The organism is Sandaracinus amylolyticus (genome assembly GCF_000737325.1).
Lineage (GTDB): Bacteria > Myxococcota_A > Polyangia > Polyangiales > Sandaracinaceae > Sandaracinus > Sandaracinus amylolyticus.
Genome location: NZ_CP011125.1, coordinates 4,241,371 through 4,263,555 on the forward strand (window position 1 = coordinate 4,241,371; position 22,185 = coordinate 4,263,555).

19 protein-coding genes are annotated in these 22,185 nt (G+C 70.2%); 8 read left to right on the forward strand and 11 right to left on the reverse strand.

Features of this window, described 5'->3' with window-relative positions:
• Positions 1 to 7: 7 nt before the first annotated feature.
• Both DB32_RS18030 and DB32_RS18035 read left to right on the forward strand, forming a co-directional pair.
• Positions 8 to 1,015 (forward strand): DUF6929 family protein, encoded by a 1,008-nt coding sequence (locus tag DB32_RS18030; protein WP_053233700.1) that lies wholly within the window; start codon positions 8 to 10, stop codon positions 1,013 to 1,015.
• 89 nt (positions 1,016 to 1,104) lie between these two features.
• Positions 1,105 to 1,743 carry a peroxiredoxin gene (locus tag DB32_RS18035; protein ID WP_053233701.1) on the forward strand — a complete coding sequence of 213 codons (639 nt, stop codon included), beginning with the start codon at positions 1,105 to 1,107 and terminating at the stop codon, positions 1,741 to 1,743.
• Positions 1,744 to 1,786: 43 nt separating this feature from the next.
• Here DB32_RS18035 and DB32_RS18040 read toward each other — a convergent pair whose 3' ends face one another.
• Positions 1,787 to 2,209, reverse strand: a complete 423-nt coding sequence (locus DB32_RS18040; RefSeq protein ID WP_053233702.1) for a hypothetical protein — start codon at positions 2,207 to 2,209, stop codon at positions 1,787 to 1,789.
• An 84-nt stretch (positions 2,210 to 2,293) separates the two neighbouring features.
• Here DB32_RS18040 and DB32_RS18045 point away from each other — a divergent pair, with 84 nt between their 5' ends.
• Positions 2,294 to 4,747, forward strand: coding sequence for a GumC domain-containing protein (locus DB32_RS18045; RefSeq protein WP_157069138.1), 2,454 nt, complete (start codon positions 2,294 to 2,296; stop codon positions 4,745 to 4,747).
• 101 nt (positions 4,748 to 4,848) lie between these two features.
• On the opposite strand, the gene DB32_RS18050 is transcribed toward DB32_RS18045, so the two are convergent.
• Positions 4,849 to 5,727 (reverse strand): alpha/beta fold hydrolase, encoded by an 879-nt coding sequence (locus DB32_RS18050; RefSeq protein WP_053233704.1) that lies wholly within the window; start codon positions 5,725 to 5,727, stop codon positions 4,849 to 4,851.
• A 1-nt stretch (position 5,728) separates the two neighbouring features.
• Positions 5,729 to 6,154 carry a VOC family protein gene (locus DB32_RS18055; RefSeq protein WP_053233705.1) on the reverse strand — a complete coding sequence of 142 codons (426 nt, stop codon included), beginning with the start codon at positions 6,152 to 6,154 and terminating at the stop codon, positions 5,729 to 5,731.
• Between the two features lie 244 nt (positions 6,155 to 6,398).
• On the opposite strand from DB32_RS18055, the gene DB32_RS18060 reads away from it, so the two are divergent.
• Entirely contained in the window at positions 6,399 to 6,941 is a 543-nt protein-coding gene (locus DB32_RS18060) for a hypothetical protein (protein WP_053233706.1), read from the forward strand.
• Positions 6,942 to 7,029: 88 nt separating this feature from the next.
• On the opposite strand, the gene DB32_RS18065 is transcribed toward DB32_RS18060, so the two are convergent.
• From DB32_RS18065 to DB32_RS18075, 3 genes are all read right to left on the reverse strand, one after another.
• A complete protein-coding gene (locus tag DB32_RS18065; protein ID WP_157069139.1) occupies positions 7,030 to 7,440 on the reverse strand; it encodes a hypothetical protein in 411 nt (136 codons plus the stop codon).
• An 83-nt stretch (positions 7,441 to 7,523) separates the two neighbouring features.
• Positions 7,524 to 8,399, reverse strand: a complete 876-nt coding sequence (locus tag DB32_RS18070; protein ID WP_053233708.1) for a hypothetical protein — start codon at positions 8,397 to 8,399, stop codon at positions 7,524 to 7,526.
• 19 nt (positions 8,400 to 8,418) lie between these two features.
• Positions 8,419 to 9,492 (reverse strand): PEGA domain-containing protein, encoded by a 1,074-nt coding sequence (locus tag DB32_RS18075; RefSeq protein WP_053233709.1) that lies wholly within the window; start codon positions 9,490 to 9,492, stop codon positions 8,419 to 8,421.
• 241 nt (positions 9,493 to 9,733) lie between these two features.
• Between DB32_RS18075 and DB32_RS18080 the strand changes: the two genes are divergently transcribed.
• Complete coding sequence (locus tag DB32_RS18080; protein WP_083457459.1) at positions 9,734 to 11,701, forward strand: potassium transporter Kup; 1,968 nt, start codon at positions 9,734 to 9,736, stop codon at positions 11,699 to 11,701.
• A 1-nt stretch (position 11,702) separates the two neighbouring features.
• Positions 11,703 to 13,619 (forward strand): potassium transporter Kup, encoded by a 1,917-nt coding sequence (locus DB32_RS18085; RefSeq protein WP_083457460.1) that lies wholly within the window; start codon positions 11,703 to 11,705, stop codon positions 13,617 to 13,619.
• Between the two features lie 276 nt (positions 13,620 to 13,895).
• Here the strand turns inward: DB32_RS18085 and DB32_RS18090 are convergent, their stop codons facing one another.
• From DB32_RS18090 to DB32_RS18110, 5 genes are all read right to left on the reverse strand, one after another.
• Entirely contained in the window at positions 13,896 to 15,758 is a 1,863-nt protein-coding gene (locus tag DB32_RS18090; RefSeq protein WP_053233710.1) for an ABC transporter ATP-binding protein, read from the reverse strand.
• A complete protein-coding gene (locus tag DB32_RS18095; protein ID WP_205627061.1) occupies positions 15,755 to 17,245 on the reverse strand; it encodes a sulfotransferase family protein in 1,491 nt (496 codons plus the stop codon). Before DB32_RS18095 ends, DB32_RS18090 begins: the two co-directional genes overlap by 4 nt.
• On the reverse strand, positions 17,242 to 18,072 hold the full coding sequence (locus DB32_RS18100; RefSeq protein WP_053233711.1) for a sulfotransferase family protein: 831 nt from the start codon (positions 18,070 to 18,072) through the stop codon (positions 17,242 to 17,244). The genes DB32_RS18095 and DB32_RS18100 overlap by 4 nt, the downstream gene beginning before the upstream one ends.
• 63 nt (positions 18,073 to 18,135) lie before the next feature.
• Complete coding sequence (locus DB32_RS18105; protein WP_157069140.1) at positions 18,136 to 18,621, reverse strand: hypothetical protein; 486 nt, start codon at positions 18,619 to 18,621, stop codon at positions 18,136 to 18,138.
• Positions 18,622 to 18,672: 51 nt separating this feature from the next.
• Positions 18,673 to 19,506, reverse strand: a complete 834-nt coding sequence (locus DB32_RS18110; protein ID WP_053233713.1) for a hypothetical protein — start codon at positions 19,504 to 19,506, stop codon at positions 18,673 to 18,675.
• A gap of 165 nt (positions 19,507 to 19,671) precedes the next feature.
• Between DB32_RS18110 and DB32_RS18115 the strand changes: the two genes are divergently transcribed.
• Positions 19,672 to 20,505 carry a tetratricopeptide repeat protein gene (locus tag DB32_RS18115; protein WP_157069141.1) on the forward strand — a complete coding sequence of 278 codons (834 nt, stop codon included), beginning with the start codon at positions 19,672 to 19,674 and terminating at the stop codon, positions 20,503 to 20,505.
• Positions 20,505 to 22,115: a MopE-related protein gene (locus DB32_RS18120; protein WP_053233715.1), complete on the forward strand. Its 1,611-nt coding sequence runs from the start codon at positions 20,505 to 20,507 to the stop codon at positions 22,113 to 22,115. The genes DB32_RS18115 and DB32_RS18120 overlap by 1 nt, the downstream gene beginning before the upstream one ends.
• Positions 22,116 to 22,185: the final 70 nt, after the last annotated feature.

Consider the following 22,185-nt stretch of genomic DNA (forward strand, 5'->3'; position numbering starts at 1 on the left):
GGCGCGCATGACGGAGCGTCGCGTCGCACGGCTCGACCCTTCGATGCGCGCGATGGTGCGCACACGGCGCGAGCTCTTCTACGACGCGGGCGCGGACCCTGCGATCGATCGACCGGCGCACGTGCGCTCGGGCTCGGGGCTCGCGTGGCTCGGCTCGCGGCTCGTGATCGCGCAGGACGATGCGAGCTTCCTCGCGCTGCTCGACGCATCGCTCGCGCACGTGTCGTCGATCACGCTCGATCACGTCGTCGACGGCGCGCGGCAGTTCGACGCCGTTCGCGGCAACAAGAAGCAGAAGCTCGACCTCGAGGCGTGCTCGGTGCTCACGTGCGATGGGCGCGAGGTGCTCGTCGCGTGGGGCTCGGGATCGCTCCCGGCGCGCGAGCGGCTCGTCGTGCTGGAGCGCGACGCGGATCGTGCGCGCGTGGTCGAGGCGCAGTCGCTCTATGCGAGCCTGCGCGCGCGCATCGAGTTCGCGGGGAGCGAGATGAACATCGAGGGCGCGGCGCCCATCGGCGGGGATCGCGTGCGTATCTTCCAGCGCGGCAACGGCGCGCCGCACGGCGACCTCGTGCCGATCGACGCGATGGGCGATCTCGATCTGCGCGCGCTGCTCGCGTGGATCGCGGATCCGACGCGCCCGGTGCCGGCGCTGCGCGACGTGGTGCAATGGGATCTCGGTCGTGTGTCCGACGTGCGCCTCACGTTCACCGATGCGTGCCCTGCGCCGGGCGGATCGATCGCGTACCTCGCGGCGGCGGAAGCGTCGCCCGATGCCATCGAGGACGGCGTGGTGGTCGGCGTCGCGATGGGCGTGATCGACGCGCGCGGAGAGGCGCGCTACGCGCTCGTCACGACGCCCGACGGCGCGCCGTTCGTGGGCAAGTGCGAGGGGCTCGCGTGGGTGCCGGGCGCCACCGGGAAGCGCGCGCTGGTCGTCGTCGATCGCGACGATCCGGGCGCGCCTTCGGAGCTCCTGGAGCTCGATCTCGAAGGCTTTCCCAACGGCTCTTGACGTTGGAATGGTTGAGGATCCAGGATCCTCGCGATATTTCCACATCGGACAAGTCGAGAATCTCTCGACGCGCAGGAGGAACGACGACGATGGGTCTCCACATCGGCAGCACCGCGCCCGACTTCGAGCAGGACTCCACCGAGGGCCGCATTCGATTCCACGAGTGGGCCGGCGACAAGTGGGTCGTGCTCTTCTCGCACCCCGCCGACTACACGCCGGTCTGCACCACCGAGCTCGGCCTCGTCGCGCGCCTCAAGGACAAGTTCGCGCAGCGCAACGCGAAGGTGATCGCGCTCAGCGTGGACCCGGTCGACTCGCACCTCGGCTGGGTGAAGGACATCGAGGACACGCAGGGCGTGAAGATGAATTATCCGATCCTCGCCGACGGGGATCAGAAGGTCAGCAAGCTCTACGACATGGTGCATCCGGAGTGCGATCCGAAGATCACCGTGCGCTCCGTCTACTTCATCGACCCGAAGAAGAAGATCCGCGCGACGTTCACGTATCCGCCGAGCGCCGGGCGCAACTTCGACGAGGTGCTGCGCGTCCTCGACTCGCTGCAGCTGACCGACAACCACTCGGTCGCGACCCCGGGCAACTGGAAGGACGGAGACGACGTCGTGATCGTCCCGTCGCTCAAGGACCCGGAGGTCATGAAGCAGAAGTTCCCCAAGGGATGGAAGGAGCTCCGCCCCTACCTGCGCATGACGCCTCAGCCCAACAAGTGAGCACCGCCGAACGGGTGCTCACGATGCGGGCGTGAACGCGTGATCACGCAGCGTCGCTCCGAGGAGGAGCGGTCTCGGTCTCCGGCGCGGAGGCGGGCCGCTCCTTCTTCGTTCCGTCGGCGGCCACAGGCGCGACGATCTGCAGCATCGCGATCTTCCCGATGGCGATCACCGCGACCGTCGCCGATGCGGCGTGGAGGAACGCATCGGACGACGCGAACGTCGCGACCGCGAGCATCACGACCGCGGCCGCCTCGACGCCGACGACGAACACGGAGTCGAGGACGCCCCCGCGCGTGCCGATGCCGATCAGCGCGATGACCAGGACGAACATCGTCGACAGATCGTGGTGGATCCAGTCCGCGATCGAGGCGACGCAGAGTGCCGCGATCAGGGCGAGCATCCCCACACGCATCGTGCGCTGTGTGATCTCGCGGTCGGTCCCCGAGCTCGTCTTCTCCGCCATCTGCCCCTCCGTACACGCGAGACGGTACCACGGTGGCCGTCTCGAACGAGGGTTGCCCACTTCTTGCTGAGCTTGCCGCGGGGCATGGTTATGCAAGCACTCTCGACCGCGACCGTGAGGCACGAGGCCACAAGAGAAGCGCCCAAGCGCGCAGGGACGCCCATCGATCCTTCGTGGATCCTCGGGATGTTGCGCCGTGGATGGCGCGTGCTCGGAGCCGCGGCGCTCGGCGGTCTCCTCGTCGGCGGCATCGTCGCGATGCTCGTCGTTCCTTCGACCTGGGAGAGCGAAGCGCTCGTCGTCGCCGACGTCGAGCCCAATCCAGCCGACCCCTGGGCGTCGCAGAACGCGCTCAGCGAGGGCGCCGAGCTGATGATGCATCCCTCGACGCTCGCCGCCGTGCGGGCGCGTGTGGGGGCGGACGGCACCGTCGAGGCGCTCGCGCGCCGCGTCGAGGCGGAGGAGGATCGCCAGGCAGGCGTGATCCGCGTGACCGCGCGTGATGGATCGCGCGAAGGGGCGGCCGCCCTCGCGAACGCGATGGTGGACTCGTTCCTCGACGTGCGGCGCGAGAGCGAGCGCGCGCGCCTCGCCGAGCGCGCGCGCCTGCGCCGGCTCGAGCTGACCGCGGCCGAGCAACAGCTCGCCGACGCACGCAGCGAGTACGACGCGTTCCGTCAGGAGCACGGGATCACCGACCTCAGCGCGCAGCAGGAGGCCGCGATCACCGAGGCCGCACGCCTGAGCGCGGAGGCGGACGAGGAGAGCGTGGCGGCGATCAGCTCGGCCGCGCGCATGGACGTGCTGCGCCGCGAGGCGCGGCGTCTCCCTGCGATGACGACGTCGAGCGCGAGCAGCACCGATCTCGTGCAGTCGGAGCTCGCCGAGGCGCGCGCCGAGCTCGCGCGCGCGAGGGCGCGTTACACGCAGGATCACCCGACGGTGCAGGGGCTCGAGGCGCGCGTCGCGACGCTCGAGCAGGAGCGGCGTCGCGGTGGGCGTGCGCTGCGCACCGACGCGACGACGTCGACGAACCCGATCCGCGACGAGCTCGAGGGCAACGTCGCGATCGCGGCGGCGGATCGCGCGACCTCGGCGCAGCGCGAGGAAGGGCTGCGCCGCCTCGCGGAGCAGGCGCGCGAGCGCGTGCGCGAGCTGACCGAGCTCGAGGGCCAGGCGAGCCTGCTGCTCGCGGCAGTGCGCATCGGCGAGCAGCAGGTCGAGGCGCTCCGTCGCGACATCGCGCAGGCGGAGGACCGTCTCGGCGATCCGCCTCCGGGCTTCCACGTCACGGCGCGCGCCGCGCTCGCGGACTCGCCGCTGCCGTCGAAGAACCGGCTGCTCGCGTGGGTGCTCCCGCCGATGCTGTCGCTGCTGGTCGCGTTCGGTCTCGTGTTCTTCCGCGAGCGCGGCGGGCCGCGCACGCAGACCGCGGCCGAGGTCGCGTGGTGGGGCCATGCGCCGGTGATCGGCACGACGACGTGGCCGCGCGAGCCCGAGGCGCTCGATCTGCTCGTCGCCGAGCTCGAGGATCTCGGCACCTACGCCGCGGGCCGCACGCTCGTCGTGCCCGCGACGCCCAACGAGAAGGACCTCGCCACCGAGTTCGCTGCGAAGCTCGCCGAGGCGCCGTGGCTCGCCGCGGGCGTGCTCGACGTCGACGAGTCGCCGCGCAGCGAGCCTCCGCGCGCGCTGCTGCCCGACGACGTGCGGGTGCCGGGCCACCGCCCGACGCTGCCCATGCCGATGATCGTGACGCCCGCGCCGGTCGACGCGGCGAGCGCGAGCGGCGAGAGCGATCCGTCGACGCGCGTGCGGCGCGCGACCGTGCAGCTGATGATGGACAACCCGACCGGGAGCGAGCCGTCGACCGAGCTGCCGGTGCTGCCCGAGGCGCCGCGCTCGCGGAAGATCTCCGGGCGCTTCACCCTGAGCGCGCCGACGGTGCTGGTCGGGCAGGACGTGCGCGTCGGCAACATCGTGCGCGTCGGCGAGGAGCCGGTGCGCACGGCGGCCGCGGTCTGGACGCGCCCGCCGGCCGAGGCGAGCGCGGAGCAGCGCACGATCCACGTCAGCGGCACCGTCGACGATGGTCGCGGCGCGCCGCAGCCGTTCGAGGTGCGCGCGGAGGCGCCGGCGAAGCAGGACGCGGTGCTCATGCTCGCGATGCGCATCCTCGGCGACGTCGATCCCGAGGCCGGGCGCGCGACGATGCTCGACGCGCGACCGCCGAAGCACCGCGCGCTCGACGCGACCGAGTCGCGCGCGCCGCACGAGCAGGCCGTCGCGCTCGCGTGGACCGGTGCGATGGAGGGGCCGACGCTGCGCCGCGCGGCGCGCCTCGCGGATCGTGTGATCGTGCTGGTGCGCGAGGGCACGCTCTCGCCGGCCGATCTCGCGAAGCTGCAGGTGCGCCTCGGGCGCGAGGACGCGATCGGCTTCCTCGTGGTCGGTGCGGACGAGGAGTCGGCGAAGGGCCCGGATCGCGTGGGCGCGGTCGCCGAGTTCTGGACGACGCGCAAGCGTCTGCCGGGCTGACTCCTTGCCGGGCGCGCGCCCGGCGCGCGGACGGTAGGGACCGGCGGGCGATGTTCGAGTGATCGACTCCGAAGCTCGAGCACGAGCGCGTCGCCTGCGGGTCAGGCGGCGCGCTCGATCGTCTTGGAGATCGCGTCGATCAGCGCGGGCCAGTGCGCCTCGGGCAGGTCGTGCGCGAGGTCGTCGATGACGCGCAGATCGGCGCCCGGGATCGCCGATGCGGTGGCGCGACCGTGTGCGATGGGCACCAGCGGATCGAGCGCGCCGTGCACGACGGTCGCGGCGATCTCCAGCGTTCGCAGCGCGGGTGAGCGCGGCGGTGACGAGAGGATCGCATCGAGCTGGCGCGCCGTGCCGAGGCGATAGCTCGAGCGGTCGTACGACTCCGCGGCGCGCGCGCGAATGCGTGCCTCGTCGAAGTGCTTCGGACTGCCGATCACGCGGAACAGCTCGACGACCTGATCGAGCGCCTGATCGCGCGTCCGAGGCACCGGGCGCAGCAGCATCGCGCGTGCGGCCTGCGTCGGAGGCGGCAGTCGGTAGTCGCCCGGGCTCGACATGATCGACGTGAGCGAGAGAGTCCGACTGCGATGCTCGATGGCGAGCGTCTGCGCGATCATCCCGCCCATCGACACTCCGACCACGTGCGCCGCGCGGATCGCGAGCCCGTCGAGCACGCCGACGGCGTCGCGCGCCATGTCGGAGAGCGTATATGCCGGCCGCGCTGCGCCCCACGTGCGGAGCAGGAGCGTGCGCGCGATCGAGGGCACGGGCGCGCCGTGGATCTTCGTCGAGAGCCCGACGTCGCGATTGTCGAATCGAATGACGTGGAGACCGAGCGACGCGAGCGACTCGCAGAACTCGGTGCGCCACGCGATCATCTGCGTCCCGAGCCCCATCACGAGGAGCACGGCGGGATCGCGCGAGTCGCCGAACGTGTCGTAGTGGAGCGTCAGTCCGTTCGAGACGATCTCGGGCATGTCACCACTCACCGACGTTCGACATCGACTTCCACGGCTCGATCGGCGCCAGCGCGCCTCCGCGCTGCAGGAGCTCGACGGAGTGGCCGTCGGGCGACTTCACGAAGGCCGTCCGACCATCGCGCGGCGGACGATGGATGACGACTCCGGAGTCGCGCAGGCGCGCGCACGTCGCGTGGATGTCGTCGACCTCGAACGCGAGATGTCCGAAGAAGCGCCCCGTCGGATAGGGCTCTTCCTGATCCCAATTGTGCGTCAGCTCGATCTGCGCGGAGTCGTGCTCCGCGCCGGTCGCGAGGAACACGAGCGTGAATCTCCCCGCTTCGTGGTCGGTGCGCCGGAGTACGTGCAGACCGAGCTTGGTGACGAAGAAATCCAATGCAACGTCGAGATCTCGAACGCGCAGCATCGTGTGCAGGAAACGCATGAGGCGAGGATAGCGTGGCCGGAACGGGCTTTCAGTCTCACACGACTCCTACGCTGGCACATTGACAAGCACTCTCGAATCGAATACTTGGGAAATCGTCGCGATTCGCTCACTCACGAACAACCCTTCGAGCAGGGCGGCCACTCTCTCCTCTCGTCGGCCGACGGACGACCGGTATCGACGGGGCGTATTGCCGAGAGCAGCCGAATCGAGCTCGGAGTCGCGACGACGGAACGGAGCGCAGATGAGCCTTACGCAAGAGATCGAAGCCCGCATCGAGAAGTTCGTATCCGAGCTGAACGAGCTCGTGCGCAAGCAGGCGCTGGACGCGGTGGCCAGCGCGCTGGGCACCGGTGGCGCTCCGGTGCGCCGTGGTCCGGGCCGTCCTCCGAAGTCGGCGGCCGGCAATGGCGCGGCAGCCGCCGTCGCGGCGCCGTCGGCGAAGGCGCGCGCGGCGAAGTCGCGCAAGAAGGGTGAGAAGCGGACTGCCGACGAGCTCGCGCAGCTCGAGGGCTCGCTCGAGAATTTCGTGCGCACGAATCCCGGTCAGGGAATCGAGGCGATCGGCAAGGCGATCGGCTTCGCGACGGCGGAGCTGGCGCGTCCGATGAAGAAGCTCGTGCAGCGCGGCGCGGTGCGCACCGAGGGCGAGAAGCGCGCGACGAAGTACTACCCGGGCGAGGGCGGCGCGTCGGCGAGCGCGAGCGAGGGCGGCGAGGCCGCTCCGAAGCGCCGTGGTCGTCCTCCGGGCAAGGCCGGCGGCAAGAAGAAGGGCAAGAAGAAGTGAGCTGATCGGAAGGCGCGTCGACGCGCGCCTCCATCGCCCGACGCAGGGCAGTCCGACCCGGTGCTGGCGCGGGACGGACTGCCCTTCCTCAATTCCCGAGGAACGAGACGTGTCGAACGTACACGACCCCGCCGGGGTCCGTTCGTGCCGTGGTGAGCGATACCCGCCCCGCTGATGCCGCGTGTGCCTGCAGCGCGAGCAGGAGCGTGCGGATTTCGTCGCCGTTCATGTGGTACTGCGCGGGGCCGCACCACTCGGGGTTGCCACCGCTGGAGCAGAGATACGCGCCCTCGACGGACGTGCCCCCGCAGTTGGGCTGCGAGTACGTCTCGACGAAGAGGCTACCAGCTTGCCCGAACGCGGGGTGCGTGTTCGAGTTCCGATAGCTGACGCGGCAGATGTAGCCGACGGCTGCGTGCACTGAACCGGGGATCGATACGAACAGCGTGAACGCCGCAATCGCAGTGACGAGTCGCGTGAGCCTTGTTTTCCGAACCATCTGAGCCTCCTAGTTGCTGACGAACGCGTCGTTGCGTGCGCCTGTCCCGACGCGAAGTCAACCAACCGCATTGGCGGCTCAGGTCAGCTCGGTCCTCCACAGTAGTCCGACGCATCCGGGCAGGTGCGGAGCATCGGGCACTGCAGGTTGTCGGCGCAGGCATACGTGCACGTGTTGGCGATCCCGGCGACGGTCCCGCAGACCGCGCCCGGAGCCGACGTGCAGTCGGTTGCGAGCCCAGAGGGACAGTCCTCGCCGAACACGAGCACTGCCTCGCAAGTCGTGACCGCCTCGTCGATTCCGCAGTACATCTCGCCGGTCTTGCCCGAGAGCGTCCTGCGGCCCGCAATCGGAACGCTGTACGGCCGCGAGCAGCCGAGCGACAGGCGACGGAGGCAATAGCCGCCGTCGCGCGGCGTTCCCATGTAGTTCATCGGGACGCAGTCGAATCCTTCGCCGCAGTGGCTGTCCGCGATGCACGCGCCGCACGCGCCCACCATGCCGCGCACGGCGGTCTCGGAGCAGCTCCCGTCTGCCGGGTCACACACGAACGCAGGCGGGCAGACCGCCTCTTCGGTCTCGGGCGTGCAGTCGACACACCCGCCTTCGTGACATTCGTGCAGCCCGAGTCGCGAGCACTGATCGTCCGTCGTGCAATCGCCGCACTCGCCGACGCTGCAGACAGGCGCGCTCGCATTCGTGCACTCGTCGTCACCGAGGCACTCGAGACAACGTCCGCTCGAGACGTCGCAGTGGTCGAGATCGCACTCACCCGCGCACGGGCCGGCGTCGGGCCCCGCGTCGATCGGTTCCTGCGCGCCGTCGTGGCCACCGTCGAGTCCGGGGACGCACTCCGCGCCGAAGTACCGCTGTCCCTCGGGGCAGCTCGTCGTCTCGGGGCAACCCGCGAGCATCGCCGCCGCGAGCACGAACCAAGCGAGATGAGAGAAGCGACTCATTCGTTCGACTCCCGTGCTCTCAGAAACGACCGGAGACCTGGATTCCCGCGCTCGTCGGCGACACCGTCACGGTGGTCGTCACCGGCTGCACGATCATCACCACCGCGCCACCGACGATCGCCGCGATGCCGACGCCCATCAGCACGCCGCTCTGCGCGCCGAAGCTGACGTACTCCGTGCCCTCGTCGCCCCACGCGTCGCCCTCGACCGCGAGCGTCCACACCGGCGAGATCAGCGCGCCGAGGCCCGCCGCGATCAGTCCGCCGCCGATCAGGAAGTTCGACCAGTGCGGCTCGTCGCGCGTCTCGACGGGCGGCAGCGTCGTCTGCTGCTCGCCACCGATGACGTCGCCCGCTGCGCTGCCACCGCCGCCGTGCGTCGGGTCCTCGCCCTCACCGGGCGTCAGCGTGATCGCGATCTCGCGCTCTTCGTGGCGGTCGATCGTGATCTCGCGCGTCACCGAGCGATATCCTTCGAGCGTCGCGCGCAGCGTGTGCACGCCCGAGCGCGTGAGCCGGCGGATCGGCGACCGACCGAGCGACGCACCGTCGAGCTCCACGAACGCGCCGGGCGGCGTCGTGGTCACGACGATGTAGCCCTGCTGCGCAGCGGCCCAGCGATCCCACGCCGCGGTGAACGCCGCGCGCGTCGCAGCCGCGACGTCACCCGCGACGACCTCTGCCTGTCCGCCCACCGACTCGCCGTCCTCGAGGCCGATCAGCGCGACGTTCACCATCGTGATCCGCCCGCCGACCCACGCGATCTCGGTGAGCACCGCGAACCCCGTCCCGAGGAAGCGATTCACCGCCGCCGCGCAGTCGATGGCCGCGCAGTCGCGCACCGACTGTCCCATCATGCGCAGCTGCGCGTCACGCGGGCCGAGCACGACGTTGCCGTGCTCGCGCAGCTCCTCGGTGACGATCGCCTGCACCTGCTCGCGCGCGCTCTCGGGCGCGGTCGTCGAGGGCGATGGGAGCATCACGCACGTCTCGGTCTGCGCGCGCGCGACGGAAGGAAAGGCAGCGGTCACGGGAACGACGCTCGACAGCGCGACGGCCGCGAGCGCGATGGAGAGGAGCAGATCACGTCTCATCGCGAGAGCACCCTCCGGGAGCCGAGCGTGCTCCCGAGCAACGCGCAGACACGCGCGCGCTGCGACCGAACCCCGAACGAAGCAGTGAGCGCAGCATAACGAAGCGAGCATCCTCTGGCGCACTTCTCTGGGTGCCTCACCGCGCTCCCGTCCCGGCCGGTAGCATCCGTGGATCACCGCAGCAAGCGGGGGAAGCCCCGTGTGTTGCGCGCTCCGAGGCGCGGGGGTAGAGCGCTCCGCCATGTCGGGAGCGACCCCAGGCACCGAGAGCGCCGGCCCACCGTCCGGTGGTGCGAGCGGGACCACGACGAGCGAGACCACGCGCGATCCGCACGTCGGGCACCACCACCACGGTGCGCTCGGGACGCTCGCGCTCGGCGCGCTCGGGGTCGTGTACGGGGACATCGGAACCTCGCCGCTCTACGCGCTGCGCGAGTGCTTCCACGAGTCCTCGGGGATCACGCCGACGCACGAGAACGTGCTCGGCGTGCTCTCGCTCTTCGTGTGGGCGATGACGCTCGTCGTCGTCGTGAAGTACATCGTGTTCGTCACGCGCGTGGACAACGGCGGCGAGGGCGGGATCCTCGCGCTGCTCGCGCTCGTGCTGCCGAAGCGCGGCGGCGCGCGCGTCGGCGCGCTCGTCCTCATGGGCCTCTTCGGCGCGTCGTTGCTCTACGCCGATGGCATGCTGACGCCCGCGATCTCCGTCGTGTCGGCGGTCGAGGGCATCGAGCAGATCGAGGGCATCGGGCACGCGCTCGATCGGTGGATCGTGCCGATCGCGATCGCGATCCTCGTCGTGCTCTTCCTCGCGCAGAAGCGCGGCACCGGCGGCGTCGGGCTGATCTTCGGCCCGGTCATGCTGCTGTGGTTCGTGGTGATCGGCGCGCTCGGCGCGGTGCAGATCGCGCAGCATCCCGAGGTGCTCGCGGCGATCTCGCCGCACCACGCGGTGATCTTCTTCGCGCGCCATCAGCTCGTCGGCTTCCTCGTGCTCGGGAGCGTCGTGCTGTGCATCACCGGCGGCGAGGCGCTCTACGCGGACATGGGCCACTTCGGCCGGCGACCGATCGTGCTCGCGTGGTTCGCGGTCGCGTTCCCCGGGCTGATCCTCAACTACCTCGGGCAGGGCGCGCTCCTGCTCGCGCATCCCGAGCACGCGCACGCGCCGTTCTTCTCGATGGCCGCGGGGTGGATGCGCATCCCGCTCGTGATCCTCGCGACGCTCGCGACGGTGATCGCGTCGCAGGCCCTCATCTCGGGCGCGTTCTCGCTCACGCGCCAGGCGATCCAGCTCGGCTATCTGCCGCGCCTCGAGATCCGCCACACGTCGAGCATGACCGAAGGGCAGGTCTATCTGCCCGAGGTCAACCGCATCCTGATGGTGGCGTGCATCGCGCTCGTGATCGCGTTCGAGAGCTCGAGCCGCATGGCCGCCGCGTACGGCATCGCGGTGACCGGCACGATGGGCATCACGACGGTGTTGTTCTACGTCGTCGTGCGTAAGTGGTGGGGCACGGCGCGCGCTCTCGCGGTGTGCGTGCCGATGCTGATCGTGGATCTCGCGTTCTTCGGAGCGAACGTCGTCAAGATCGCGAGCGGCGGATGGGTCCCGATCGTGGTCGCGTTCGGTGTGCTCGCGGTGATGACGAGCTGGAAGAAGGGACGCGAGCGCGTCGCGCGATTCCTGCAGAATCGCTCGGTGCCGCTCGACGAGTTCATCCCGCGCATCGAGCGCGAGAGCCCGTTCCGCGTGAAGGGCACCGCGGTGTTCATGACCGCATCCGCGAACGGAACGCCCCCGGTCCTGGTGCACCACTATCGGCACAACCAGGTCCTGCACGAGCAGATCATGTTGCTCAGCATCCAGGTGCAGGACGTACCCTTCGTGCCCAAGGACGAGAGCGTGACCGTCGACGATCTCGGGCACGGTATCTATCGCGTCACCGCCAAGTACGGCTTCATGCAGTCGCCGCGCGTGACCGAGATCCTGCGCGCGGCGGAAAAGCAGCACGGGCTCGCGACGCGCCCCGAGAAGACGAGCTTCTACCTCGGTCGCGAGAAGCTCGTGGTCACGAAGAACCCGGGCATGGCGCAGTGGCGCAAGGTGCTCTTCACGTTCTTGTCGAGGAACGCGCGTCCCGCGTCGGACTACTTCAAGCTGCCACCCGATCGCGTGCTCGAGATCGGCATGCAGCTCGAGCTCTGACATGGCCGACACCGCAGCCAGCAGCGCCTCGCCGTCGCACTCCGGCGCGCACTCGCACGGGAGGCATCACCACCGCACGGGCGCGCTGGCGCTGACCCTCGGCGCGCTCGGCGTGGTGTACGGAGACATCGGCACCTCCCCGCTCTACGCGCTCCGCGAGTGTTTCCACGGGCCGCACGCGGTCGCGCCGACGCAGGCGAACGTCTACGGCGTGCTCTCGCTCTTCGTGTGGACGCTGACGCTCGTCATCGTCGTGAAGTACCTCGGGTTCGTGACGCGCGCGGACAACGGCGGTGAGGGCGGCACGCTCGCGCTGCTCGCGCTCGCGCTGCCGAAGCGTGGAGCGCGCCCCACGGTGCTCGTGCTGATGGGGCTCTTCGGCACCTCGCTGCTGTGCAGCGAGGGCATGCTGACGCCGGCCATCTCGGTGCTCAGCGCGGTCGAGGGCATCGGCGGCGTCGCGCACGGGATGCAGCGCTTCGTCGTGCCGCTCGCGCTCGTGATCATCGTCGTGCTCTTCCTCGCGCAGAAGCGCGGGACCGGGCGCGTGGGCGCGGTGTTCGGGCCCGTGATGGTCGTGTGGTTCGTGACGCTCGGCGCGATGGGCATCTATTGGATCGCGCAGCACCCCGAGATCCTCGGCGCGCTCTCGCCGCACCACGCGGTCTCGTACTTCGTGCGGAACGGGCTCGAGGGGTTCTGGATCCTCGGCAGCGTCGTGCTGTGCATCACCGGTGGCGAGGCGCTCTACGCCGACCTCGGGCACTTCGGGCGCACGCCGATCCGCAACGCGTGGTTCAGCGTCGTCATGCCCGGGCTGATCCTGAACTACTTCGGGCAGGGCGCGATGTTGCTCGAGCACCCGGAGCGCGCGGAGGACTCGTTCTACGGCCTCGTCGGCGACGGGTTCCGCATCCCGCTCGTGCTGCTCGCGACGCTCGCGACCGTCATCGCATCTCAAGCGCTGATCTCCGGCACGTTCTCGCTGACGCGACAGGCGATCCAGCTCGGGTACCTGCCGCGCCTCGAGGTGCGGCACACGTCGAGCGAGACCGAAGGCCAGATCTACGTGCCCGAGATGAACCGCCTGCTGATGGTCGCGTGCATCGCGCTCGTGCTGGTGTTCCAGACGAGCTCGAGCCTCGCCGCGGCGTACGGCATGTCGGTGATGGGCACGATGACCATCACGAGCGTGCTCTTCTTCATCGTCGCGCGCCGTTGGTGGGGCGCGACGCGCGCAGGCGTGCTGTGCGCGTTGATGCTCGCGGTCGACATCCCGTTTCTGCTCGCGAACGTCGACAAGCTGCCGCACGGCGGCTGGTTCCCGATCGCGACCGCGGCGGTGATGCTGGCGATCCTGACGACGTGGAAGGCCGGGCGGGACCGCGTGGGGCGCTTCCTGCGCGAGCGCTCGCGACCGCTCGACGAGTTCCTCGACGAGGTGGACGCGAAGGATCCCTTGCGCGTGCCCGGCACCGCCGTGTTCATGACGTCGCAGCTCGGCGGCACGCCGCCGGTGCTGCTCCATCACTTCAAGCACAACAAGGTGCTGCACCACCAGGTCGTGCTGCTGAGCGTCGTGACCGACGACGTGCCGACGGTGCCGCGCAGCCAGCGCGTGAAGGTGGAGCGACTGCGCGAGAACTTCTTCCAGGTCACCGCGCACTACGGGTTCATGCAGTCGCCGCGCGTGACGGACATCCTGCGTGCCTGTCACGAGGAAGGGCTGCACACGAAGCCCGAGGACACGAGCTTCTATCTCGGTCGAGAGAAGCTGGTGATCACGAAGAACCCGGGACTGGCGCACTGGCGCAAGGTGCTCTTCTCGTTCCTGTCGAGGAACGCGCGCCCCGCGACCGATTTCTTCCGACTGCCGCCCGATCGAGTCGTCGAGATGGGCATGCAGCTCGAGCTCTGACGCGGAGACGGGGACTTCTTAGGAGAGCAGGAAAGGCCCAGGAACACCACGTACATGGGCCCGCCTGCCGACGCGATCCATCCGCGGGGGCTCGAACATGGAATTCACCACGGAGGGCCGCCGAGGGCCGCAGAGGAGAGTTGCTCGGCTCTCAGCGATCTCTGCGGTGATTTCTCCGGTCGAGCACGATGGATGCTGCACGTCGTGCGGAAGACTCATCGACGTGGGCTTCCTTCTCCTCCTGCTCTCCTCAGAGAATCCGACGACGGCGATCGATCAGCTCGCGTCGTCGTCGGCTTCGCGCGCGGGTGCGAGGCTGTTGCGCCCCAGATAGCCTGCTGCCTGCAGCTTGAAGAGGCGCGCGTAGAGCCCTTCGTTCTCCATCAGCGCGTCGTGCGGCCCCTGCTCGACCACTCGGCCCTCGTCGAGCACCACGATGCGATCGGCCATCCGCACCGAGCCGAATCGATGCGAGATGAGCAGCGCCATGCGCTGCCCGCGCGTCTGCTGCACGTGCTCGAAGATCTTCACCTCGGCGTCGGGATCGAGCGCGCTCGTCGGCTCGTCGAGCACCAGGATCGCATCGCGCTCGCGCATGAACGCGCGCGAGAGCGCGATCTTCTGCCACTGACCGCCCGAGAGCTCCTGGCCGCCCTTGAACCACTTGCCGAGCTGCGTGTGGTAGCCCTCGGGCAGCTCCGACACGAACTCGTGCGCGAGGCCGAGCTTCGCCGCGTCGATCCATCGCTGCTCGTCGTGCCAGTGCTCGACGTCGCCCGCGCCGACGTTCTCGCCCGCCTTCATCCGGAAGCGCACGAAGTCCTGGAACACCGGCGCGAAGCGATGCCGCAGCGCGTGCACGTCCCACTCGCAGACGTCGAGCCCGTCGAGGAAGATGCGCCCGCGCGGCACGTCGTAGAGGCGCGTGATCAGCTTGATCAGCGTCGTCTTGCCGGAGCCGTTCTGTCCGACGAGCGCGATGATCTCGCCAGGCGCGATCGCGAACGACACGTTCTCGAGCGCGGGCACCGTCGCGCCCGGGTACGTGAACGAGAGGTTCTTCACGACGAGCCCGGCGCTCGGATCGCGACCCTCGGTCTTCGTGCCCGTGATCGTCGTGACGGGGAGCGCGAGAAACGACTCGAGGTCGCGCAGGTAGAGGTGGTCGTCGAGCATCATCCCGAGGCTCGCGAGCCCCTGCGTCACGCCCTGCTGCGCCTGCCGGAAGATGACGAGGTACATCGTCATCTGACCGAGCGTGAGGTGCTCGTTGACGGTGCGTCGCACGATCCACGCGTACGCGAGATAGAACGCGGCCGTGCCGATCAGGTTGAGCAGCGTGCCCCACCAGTTCCGGCGCAGCGTGATCGCGCGCTCTTCCTGCTCGATGCGCAGCGCGATGGTGCGGAACCGATCGAGCAGCGGCTCGGCGAGCTCGTAGAGCTTCACCTCCTTCGCGAAGTCCTCGCGCGTGAGCACGGCCTCGAGGTACGCCTGCTCGCGCTGCTCCGGCGTGCGCTTGCGCTGCTGATCGAAGATCTGCTGCGAGAACGAGAGCTCCGCGACGAACGCCGGCAGCCCCGCGAGCACGACGAGCAGCACGGCCCACCACGAGAGCCCGAGCAGCACGACGATCGACGCCGCGAGCGTCACGAGGTTGCGCGAGACGACGAAGACGCCCGTCACGAGGTTGTACGGGCGCACGCCCGCGTCGCGCCGCGCGCGCGTGAGCCGATCGTGCACCTCGGGGTCTTCGAAGTGCGCGAGCTCGAGCGTCGTCGCCTTCGCGAGGATCATCTCGGCGACGCGGTTCGCGATGCGCGTCTTGAGGATCGCCTGCGCCGCGCTCTGCGCGCGCTGCGCCGCGACGAGCAGGCCGATCAGCGAGCCCTCGAGCGCGACGAGCATCCACAGCGTCGGCTTGTACTGGCCCCAGCCGGTCTCGCGCAGCGGCAGCGCGAGCACGACGGTGTCGACGATCCACTTGCCCACGTACGCCGCGGCCGCGGGGAGAACGCCGATCGCGATCGTGCAGATCACCATCGCGATCGTCGCGCGCGGGGCGGCGCGGAACGCGAGCCGCAGCACCCACAGGCTCGCCGCGATGCGCCCGCCGCCGTTCGAGCCGGTCGTGCTCAATCGTCGACTTCGAGGTTCGCGTGCTTCTCTGCCATGCGCTCGCTCAGCCGCTTTCCTTTGTGCGGGAACGGCTGCTCGGGCACGGGCACGCCGAGGAAGGGCGCGAGCTTCTCGTATCCGTCGCCGCGCGCGATGTCGAGCACGAGGAGATCGTCGGGCCGGTCCGCGAAGTAGCGCGTGACGTTCTCGACGTGACGGCGATACGCGCGCTCGAAGCGCGCCTCGTCGAACTCGTAGCTCGCGTACACGGCCGCGCGCAGGAAGCGGCGGATCTCCATGTGCACGCGGTGCTCCTCGGCCGCGATCGGATCACTCGTCGACGCTTCTTCGTACGCCGAGCGACCGGTCCAGTGGTTGCGACAGCTCTGGAGCCACGCGGGCGTGTCGCGCACGGTGAGCACGAACTTGCTGCCGGGGTAGAGACGGTCGAAGTCCTCGAAGTACGGCGCCGTCGTGATGTCGGTCATGCCGTCGTAGTGATCGAGCAGCGGGAAGCGCGCGTCGCCGCGCACGAGCGTGTCGAGCGTCGCGCGATCGGTCGGGTAGTGCACCGTGTCGAAGCCGAGCACGTGCAGCGCCGCGGTGAGCGAGCGCGTGCCGGTGCGCGAGAGGCCGAGCCCGAAGACCTTCGGTTTCTTGGGTGCCGGACCAAGTTTCGTCGGATCGCCGTTCACCGCTGCCTCGACCTCCTCCATCGTGACCTGTCCGCTCTGCTCGAGGCCCATGTTCCGGACCTCGACCTCCGCGATGTACGGGAGGTTGCGGATGTAGAGCTCGACGTGCTTCGCCTTCGCGTCCTCGGGCACCGTGCTCGCCGCGTGCTGCACCGCGCGTCGCGCGACGTCGTAGTCGGTGCCTTCGCCCCAGCGCGCCATCGACGCGGCGAGGCGCTTCTTCTGGAACTCGGTGCGGCTCCGCAGCTCGCGCAGCGCGTACTTCGCGAAGATGTCGGTGTAGCGCTGGAAGTGGTCGTGCAGGATGTGGAAGCTCTTCAGTTGCTTCTCGAGCGCGAGCTCGGCGAGCGCCATGTTGCGCAGGCGCGACTCGGGGCGGAGCACGTACGCGAGATCGTCGAGCGGCTCGGGAATCGCGCGCATCTTGTCGACCACGTCGATGCGCGTGACGTGCACGCCGCAGTGGATGCGGCCGCGGAAGCGATCGCGCACGTAGCAGTCGACGTACGGGAGCGTGTTCGCGTCGAGGAACGGACGCATGTCCTCGAGGATCAGGCAGTCCGCGTCCATGTGGACGACGTGATCGCAGTGGTGCTCGATCTCGAGCATCTTGCGCACCGCGAGCGCGAAGGGCTTCACGTCGCGGATCACGTGCGCGCGCGTCGGCTTCACGTGCTCGAGGGCGAGCTGCAGCGCGAGGTCGCTCGTGCGCTCTCCGACGGTGCGGAACACGAGCTCGATCGGTCGCGCGCCCGGCGGCGCGTAGGTGCCCTGGAGCGTCTCGACGACGCCTTCTTCGATGCTGGCTCTCACGTGCTCTCTTCACCCCACGCGTACGCGCGGTTCAGGTCTCCGGCGACCTCGTCGAACGCAGCGCGCGCGTCGTCGCTCAGCTCGCGCTTCCAGCGCAGGTCGAGGACGATGCCGCGCGGATGCGCGCCGTAGTGATCGCGCGTCTTGTCGGTGAGCGCGACGACGCCGCCCTCGTTGCCGCGCATCAGGAACTGCGTGCCGTTGTTGCCGCCGAGCGGGTGCTGCTCGGTGGTCCACGGCGCGCTCATCGCGGGCGCGTAGTCGACGCCGAGGAACGTCGCGACCTCGCGCATCGTGGGCTCGGGCGCGGACGCGAGCGCCTCGTAGCGCACGCGCAGCACGGTGCCCGGGAAGCGCGCGGCGAGCGCCTCGGTCGCGCGGATCTGCGCCGCCCAGTCCTCGGCGTGCTCGCGCGCGCTTCGCTCGGGGTACTTGCGAAGGCGCGAGCACACGACGGCGCGTCCATCGCGCGCGAGGAAGATCAGGTGTCGATCGACGTCGCGCCGCGACAGCGTCTCGAGCTGCTCGCCCGTCCACGAGAGGTTCTTGGTCGAGTCGACGACGATGCGGCGCCCCGTGCGGCGCACGAGCGTCGCGTAGAGGTCCTCGCCCGGCGCGCGGCCGAGCTCGCCCCAGATCGGACAGCTCGGCCCGCACAGCTTGCAGACGCGCTTCTTGAGCGGCTTGCTCTCGTCGCCGAGGAAGAGGCTCTTGCGCGCCTCGCCCGCGTAGAAGACCTCCGGGTGCGCGCCCAGCATCAGGCCCAGCAGCGTCGAGCCCGAATGGCCCGCGCCGCCGATGAACACCACCTTCTCGCGCTCGCGCATGCGCCCGTCCGACGGAACCTCCGCGCGGCGGATTCTGCCACGCGGCGACGCCGGCGGCGCGGCTCACTCGTCGAGCGAGATCGAGAGCGTGCTCGAGCCGTCGTCGGAGCCGGTCTGCGGCCGGAGCCACGCGTCGACCGAGCCGTTCGTCGCGTGCGACGCCTGGATCGTCAGGCCGATCGTGCAGTCGACCTCGCGGGACGGGCAGAGGGTCGCGAGCGATGCCGGGTCGATCTCGATCACGGCGCTCGAGCTCGTCGACTGCTCGACGAGCGCGTCGAGCGGCTCGTCGTCGGGCACGACGAGGATCGTGTGGGACGCGTCCTCGAGGCTCGCGGCGATGCGCAGCCCGGTGTCGCCGCGCGCGATTCCGGCAGCGCTCGCGAGGATGGTCACGTGGACCGCCTCGCCCGCGTCGAAGGAGAGGAGCCTCGATGCCGTCCTGGGCGCGGGGCCGTCGTACTCGGCCGGACATCCGAGCGTGAAGGGCATCGCGCTCGTGATCACGGCGAGCGCGAGCGCGCCCATCGTCGTCCTGCGGCGTGCCATTCCGTGCATCGCGAGACCCCCCGCGCCGACGAGAGCACCGCGCGTGCCGGCTCAGCGTCGCGAGGGCGGCTGGGACTCGGGACGTCGCGCCAGGAGCGCGAGCAGGCGCGCCGCGCGCCCGTTGTCGGGATCGAGCACACGCACCTGCTCGAGCGCCTGCTTCATGCCCTCGACGTTGCGTCGCTCGAAGAGCGCGTGCGCGAGCGCGAACAGCGCCTCGAGCGCAGCGCCGCGCATCTCGTGCGCCACGTAGAGCTCCGCGATGCGGCGCAGGAGGAGGAGATCGCGCGGGTACACGAGGCGCAGCGACTCGAGCTCGGCGCCGACCTGCGCTGCGTGCCCGTAGCGCAGCAGCACGTCCATGTCGGCGAGCTTCCGATCGAGCTCGCCCGCGGGGATCTGCCCGTCCTCGCTGCCCTCTTGCGGGAGCTGGGGCGGCGGGGGCACCGACGCGACGTCGGGCACGACGCGCGCGGCTTCCACGCGCTGCGTCGTCTCGGAGCGCTCCTGCACCGCGCTCCGCCATGCACGCGCGCGCTTGCGGCGCGCGCGCGGCCCAGCCGACGCGAGGATCTCCGCTTCGCTGCGCCGCACCGTCTGCTCGGGATCGCGCTCGGGCTCGGGCGGTGGCTGCGACTTCTGGTTCGTGAGGAGCACGATGCGATCGGTGCCGCGATCGCTCGTCGCGGGCTCGTGCTCGTCGGTGAGCTCGTCGAGCGCGACGACCTCGTCGCTGTCGACCTCGTGCGTCGTCGGATCGGGCTCGGTCAGCAGCGCCTCGACCGACGCGACCCACTCGGTGTTCGCGCGCCGCACGAAGTCCGCGAAGATGTCGTCGGGCGCGGGCTCGGCGTCGGGATCGCGCGGTGGATCGCGGTGACGCATGGCGCGGCGAGATGGTGCCGCGCGCGTTCGAACGAGAGCAAGCCTCGCCATCGGACGCGCGCGCGAGGTCGCGTGGGCCAATCGCGGAAATTCCGCCGGCATCATTCGTGTACCTGTTCACCGCACGAAGCGTCGGACTATCATCGCGGCGAGGGAGGCGACGACTTGCTTCGAGCGACGAACACATGGGTCGCGGCGATGGTGTGCGCGTGCGCCGTCGCGTGCATCGCGGCGGGTGCCGAGGCGCAGGACGATCAGCGCGCGAGGCTCCACTTCGAGTCGGGCGCGTCGTACTACGAGGCCGGCGAGTACGAGGACGCGCTGCGCGAGTTCCAGCGCGCGTACGACCTGAGCCACCGTCCGCAGCTCTTCTACAACCTCTCGCTCTGCTACCAGAACCTCGGCGATCTCCCGCAGGCCGCGAGCTACCTCGAGCGCTATCTCGCCGAGGTCGCGGAGATCGAGAACCGCGCGAACCTCGAGATCCGACTGCGCAACCTCCGCGAGCGCATCGCGCGCGAGCAGGCGGGCGAGCCCGAGCCGGAGCCGTCGCCCGAGACCACCGAGACCGCGGAGCCGACGACGACCACCACGACCGCCGTGGAGACGACGAGCACGACGACCACGACGGAGCCGATCGCGCCCGTGCCGCCGCGCGAAGCACCGCTCAACGTGCCCGCGATCGCCGGCTTCTCGGTCGCGGCCGCAGGGCTCCTCACCGCGGTGATCTTCGGCCCGCTCACGATCGCCGAGGACTCGTCGCTCTCGAACGGATGCGGCGCGACGCGCTCCTGCACGGACGGCGATCTGTCGACGATGCGCGCGTTCGCGGCGGTGACCGACGTCGGGCTCGGCGTCGCGCTCGCGGGCGCGGCCGTCGGCGTGATCTTCCTGATCGTCGGCCCGGGCGAGGCCGACACGAGCGAGCGCGCGGCGATCGACGTCGTGCCGATGGCATCGCGCGAGGGCGCGGGGATCGTGATCGGAGGGAGCTTCTGATGGGCCGCGCGCTGAGGACCTCCATCGCGATCGCGCTCGTGGGCATGACGCTGCCCGCGTGCTCGGTGCTCTTCGACGGCTCGGACTACACGGGCGGGGGCGGGCAGGCGGACGCCGGCGGCAGCGACGCCGCCGCCGCGGACGCGCAAGCACCGGACGACGCGGCGCCGAGGCCCTGCGAGACCAACGACGAGTGCGACGACGGCGAGTGGTGCGACGACGGCGAGTGCGACGCGTGCGACGAGGACGGCGACGGCTATCAGATCGCCGAGTGCTCGCCCGAGACGCCGATCGACTGCGACGACGACGACGCCGACATCCACCCGGGCGCCACGCCGATCTGCGCGAACGGCGTCGACGAGGCGTGCGCCTCGACCGCGCCGGTGAACCTCCAGCTCAACACCGAGGTCGACGAGCTCGGCTTCATCGAGGCGCGGCCGATCCAGGGCCCGACGCAGCGCCCGCACCGCCTGAGCGTGCGCGCGTTCGGTGGTGAGAGCCCGCGCGCGCTCGTGCTCTGGCAGATCGACGACGGCCGCGGGACCATGCTGGTGTCGCAGCCGACGATCGGCGACGAGACGCTCACGTCGCAGGCGCTGCACGAGCTCGTCGAGCAGCCGCTGCCGCCGGGCGCGAACACGATCGTCTACGACCATCAGGTCAGCGACGTGACGCAGACGAGCTTCGTCGGGACGCTCTTCACCGACGGCGAGGGCGCGCTCCACGCGCGCGGCGCCGTGTTCGCGGTCGACGGCGAGGTGGACGGCGCGCCGGACGAGGTGATCGTGCCGGATCCGACGCAGTTCCCCTCGTTCCGCATCGAGAGCCAGCCTGCGCTCGTGCATCCCGCCGAGGATCCGAACGCGACCAGCTACGACGTCGCGGTGATCGGCTCGTGGCTCGAGGCAGGCACGCGCCGGCGCGGGCTCGTCCGCATCGAGCCCGGCTCGGGGACGATCACGCGCATCTCGCCGGACGCGGGCGAGGATCGCTGGTCGCACTCCGACGGGCGCGCCGCGGTGTTCTCCGGCTATGCCGACGGCATCGTGGTGTGGAACGGCGCGTCGGAAGGCGAGCCGAACGCGACGCGCATCGTTCCGCGCGATGCGCCGCTCACCGGCGAGCCCGCGGTGCACGTGCTGCGCGGCCCGACCGCAGGGCAGGTCGCGTACACCGTGCTGGTGCCCGAGGCGAGCCAGCTCGAGATCATGCGCGGGCTCTGTGCGCCCGGCGCGGTGCTCGCGGGCTGCGCGTTCGACACCGCGCAGACGTACGCGATGCCGTGGGGCGACGGGCGCGTGACCATGAGCTCGCTGCGCTTCAGCGAGACCGCGTTCGGCCTGCTCTGGGGCGATCCCGGCGTGGGCGCGACGTCGCTGCGCTTCGCGAGCGTGGAGACCGAGCCGCTCGCCGAGGAGATCACGCCGATCGAGATCCCGGCGCCGGGCGTGGGCAACATCATCGAGACCGCCGCGCACTTCGTGTTCCAGCCGCTCGGCGCGACGGGGGCGGTGATCACGATCGTCTACGCCTACGTGCGCGGCGACGGCACGATGGGCCGCGTGCACGTCGGCGCGGCGCGGGCGTGCCTCGGCAACGGCGGCGTCTGAGCGCGATCGAGATCGTTGGAGCTCAAACGATCGGCCCTCCCCGCGCGCGTGGGGTGACATCGCGCGCGCG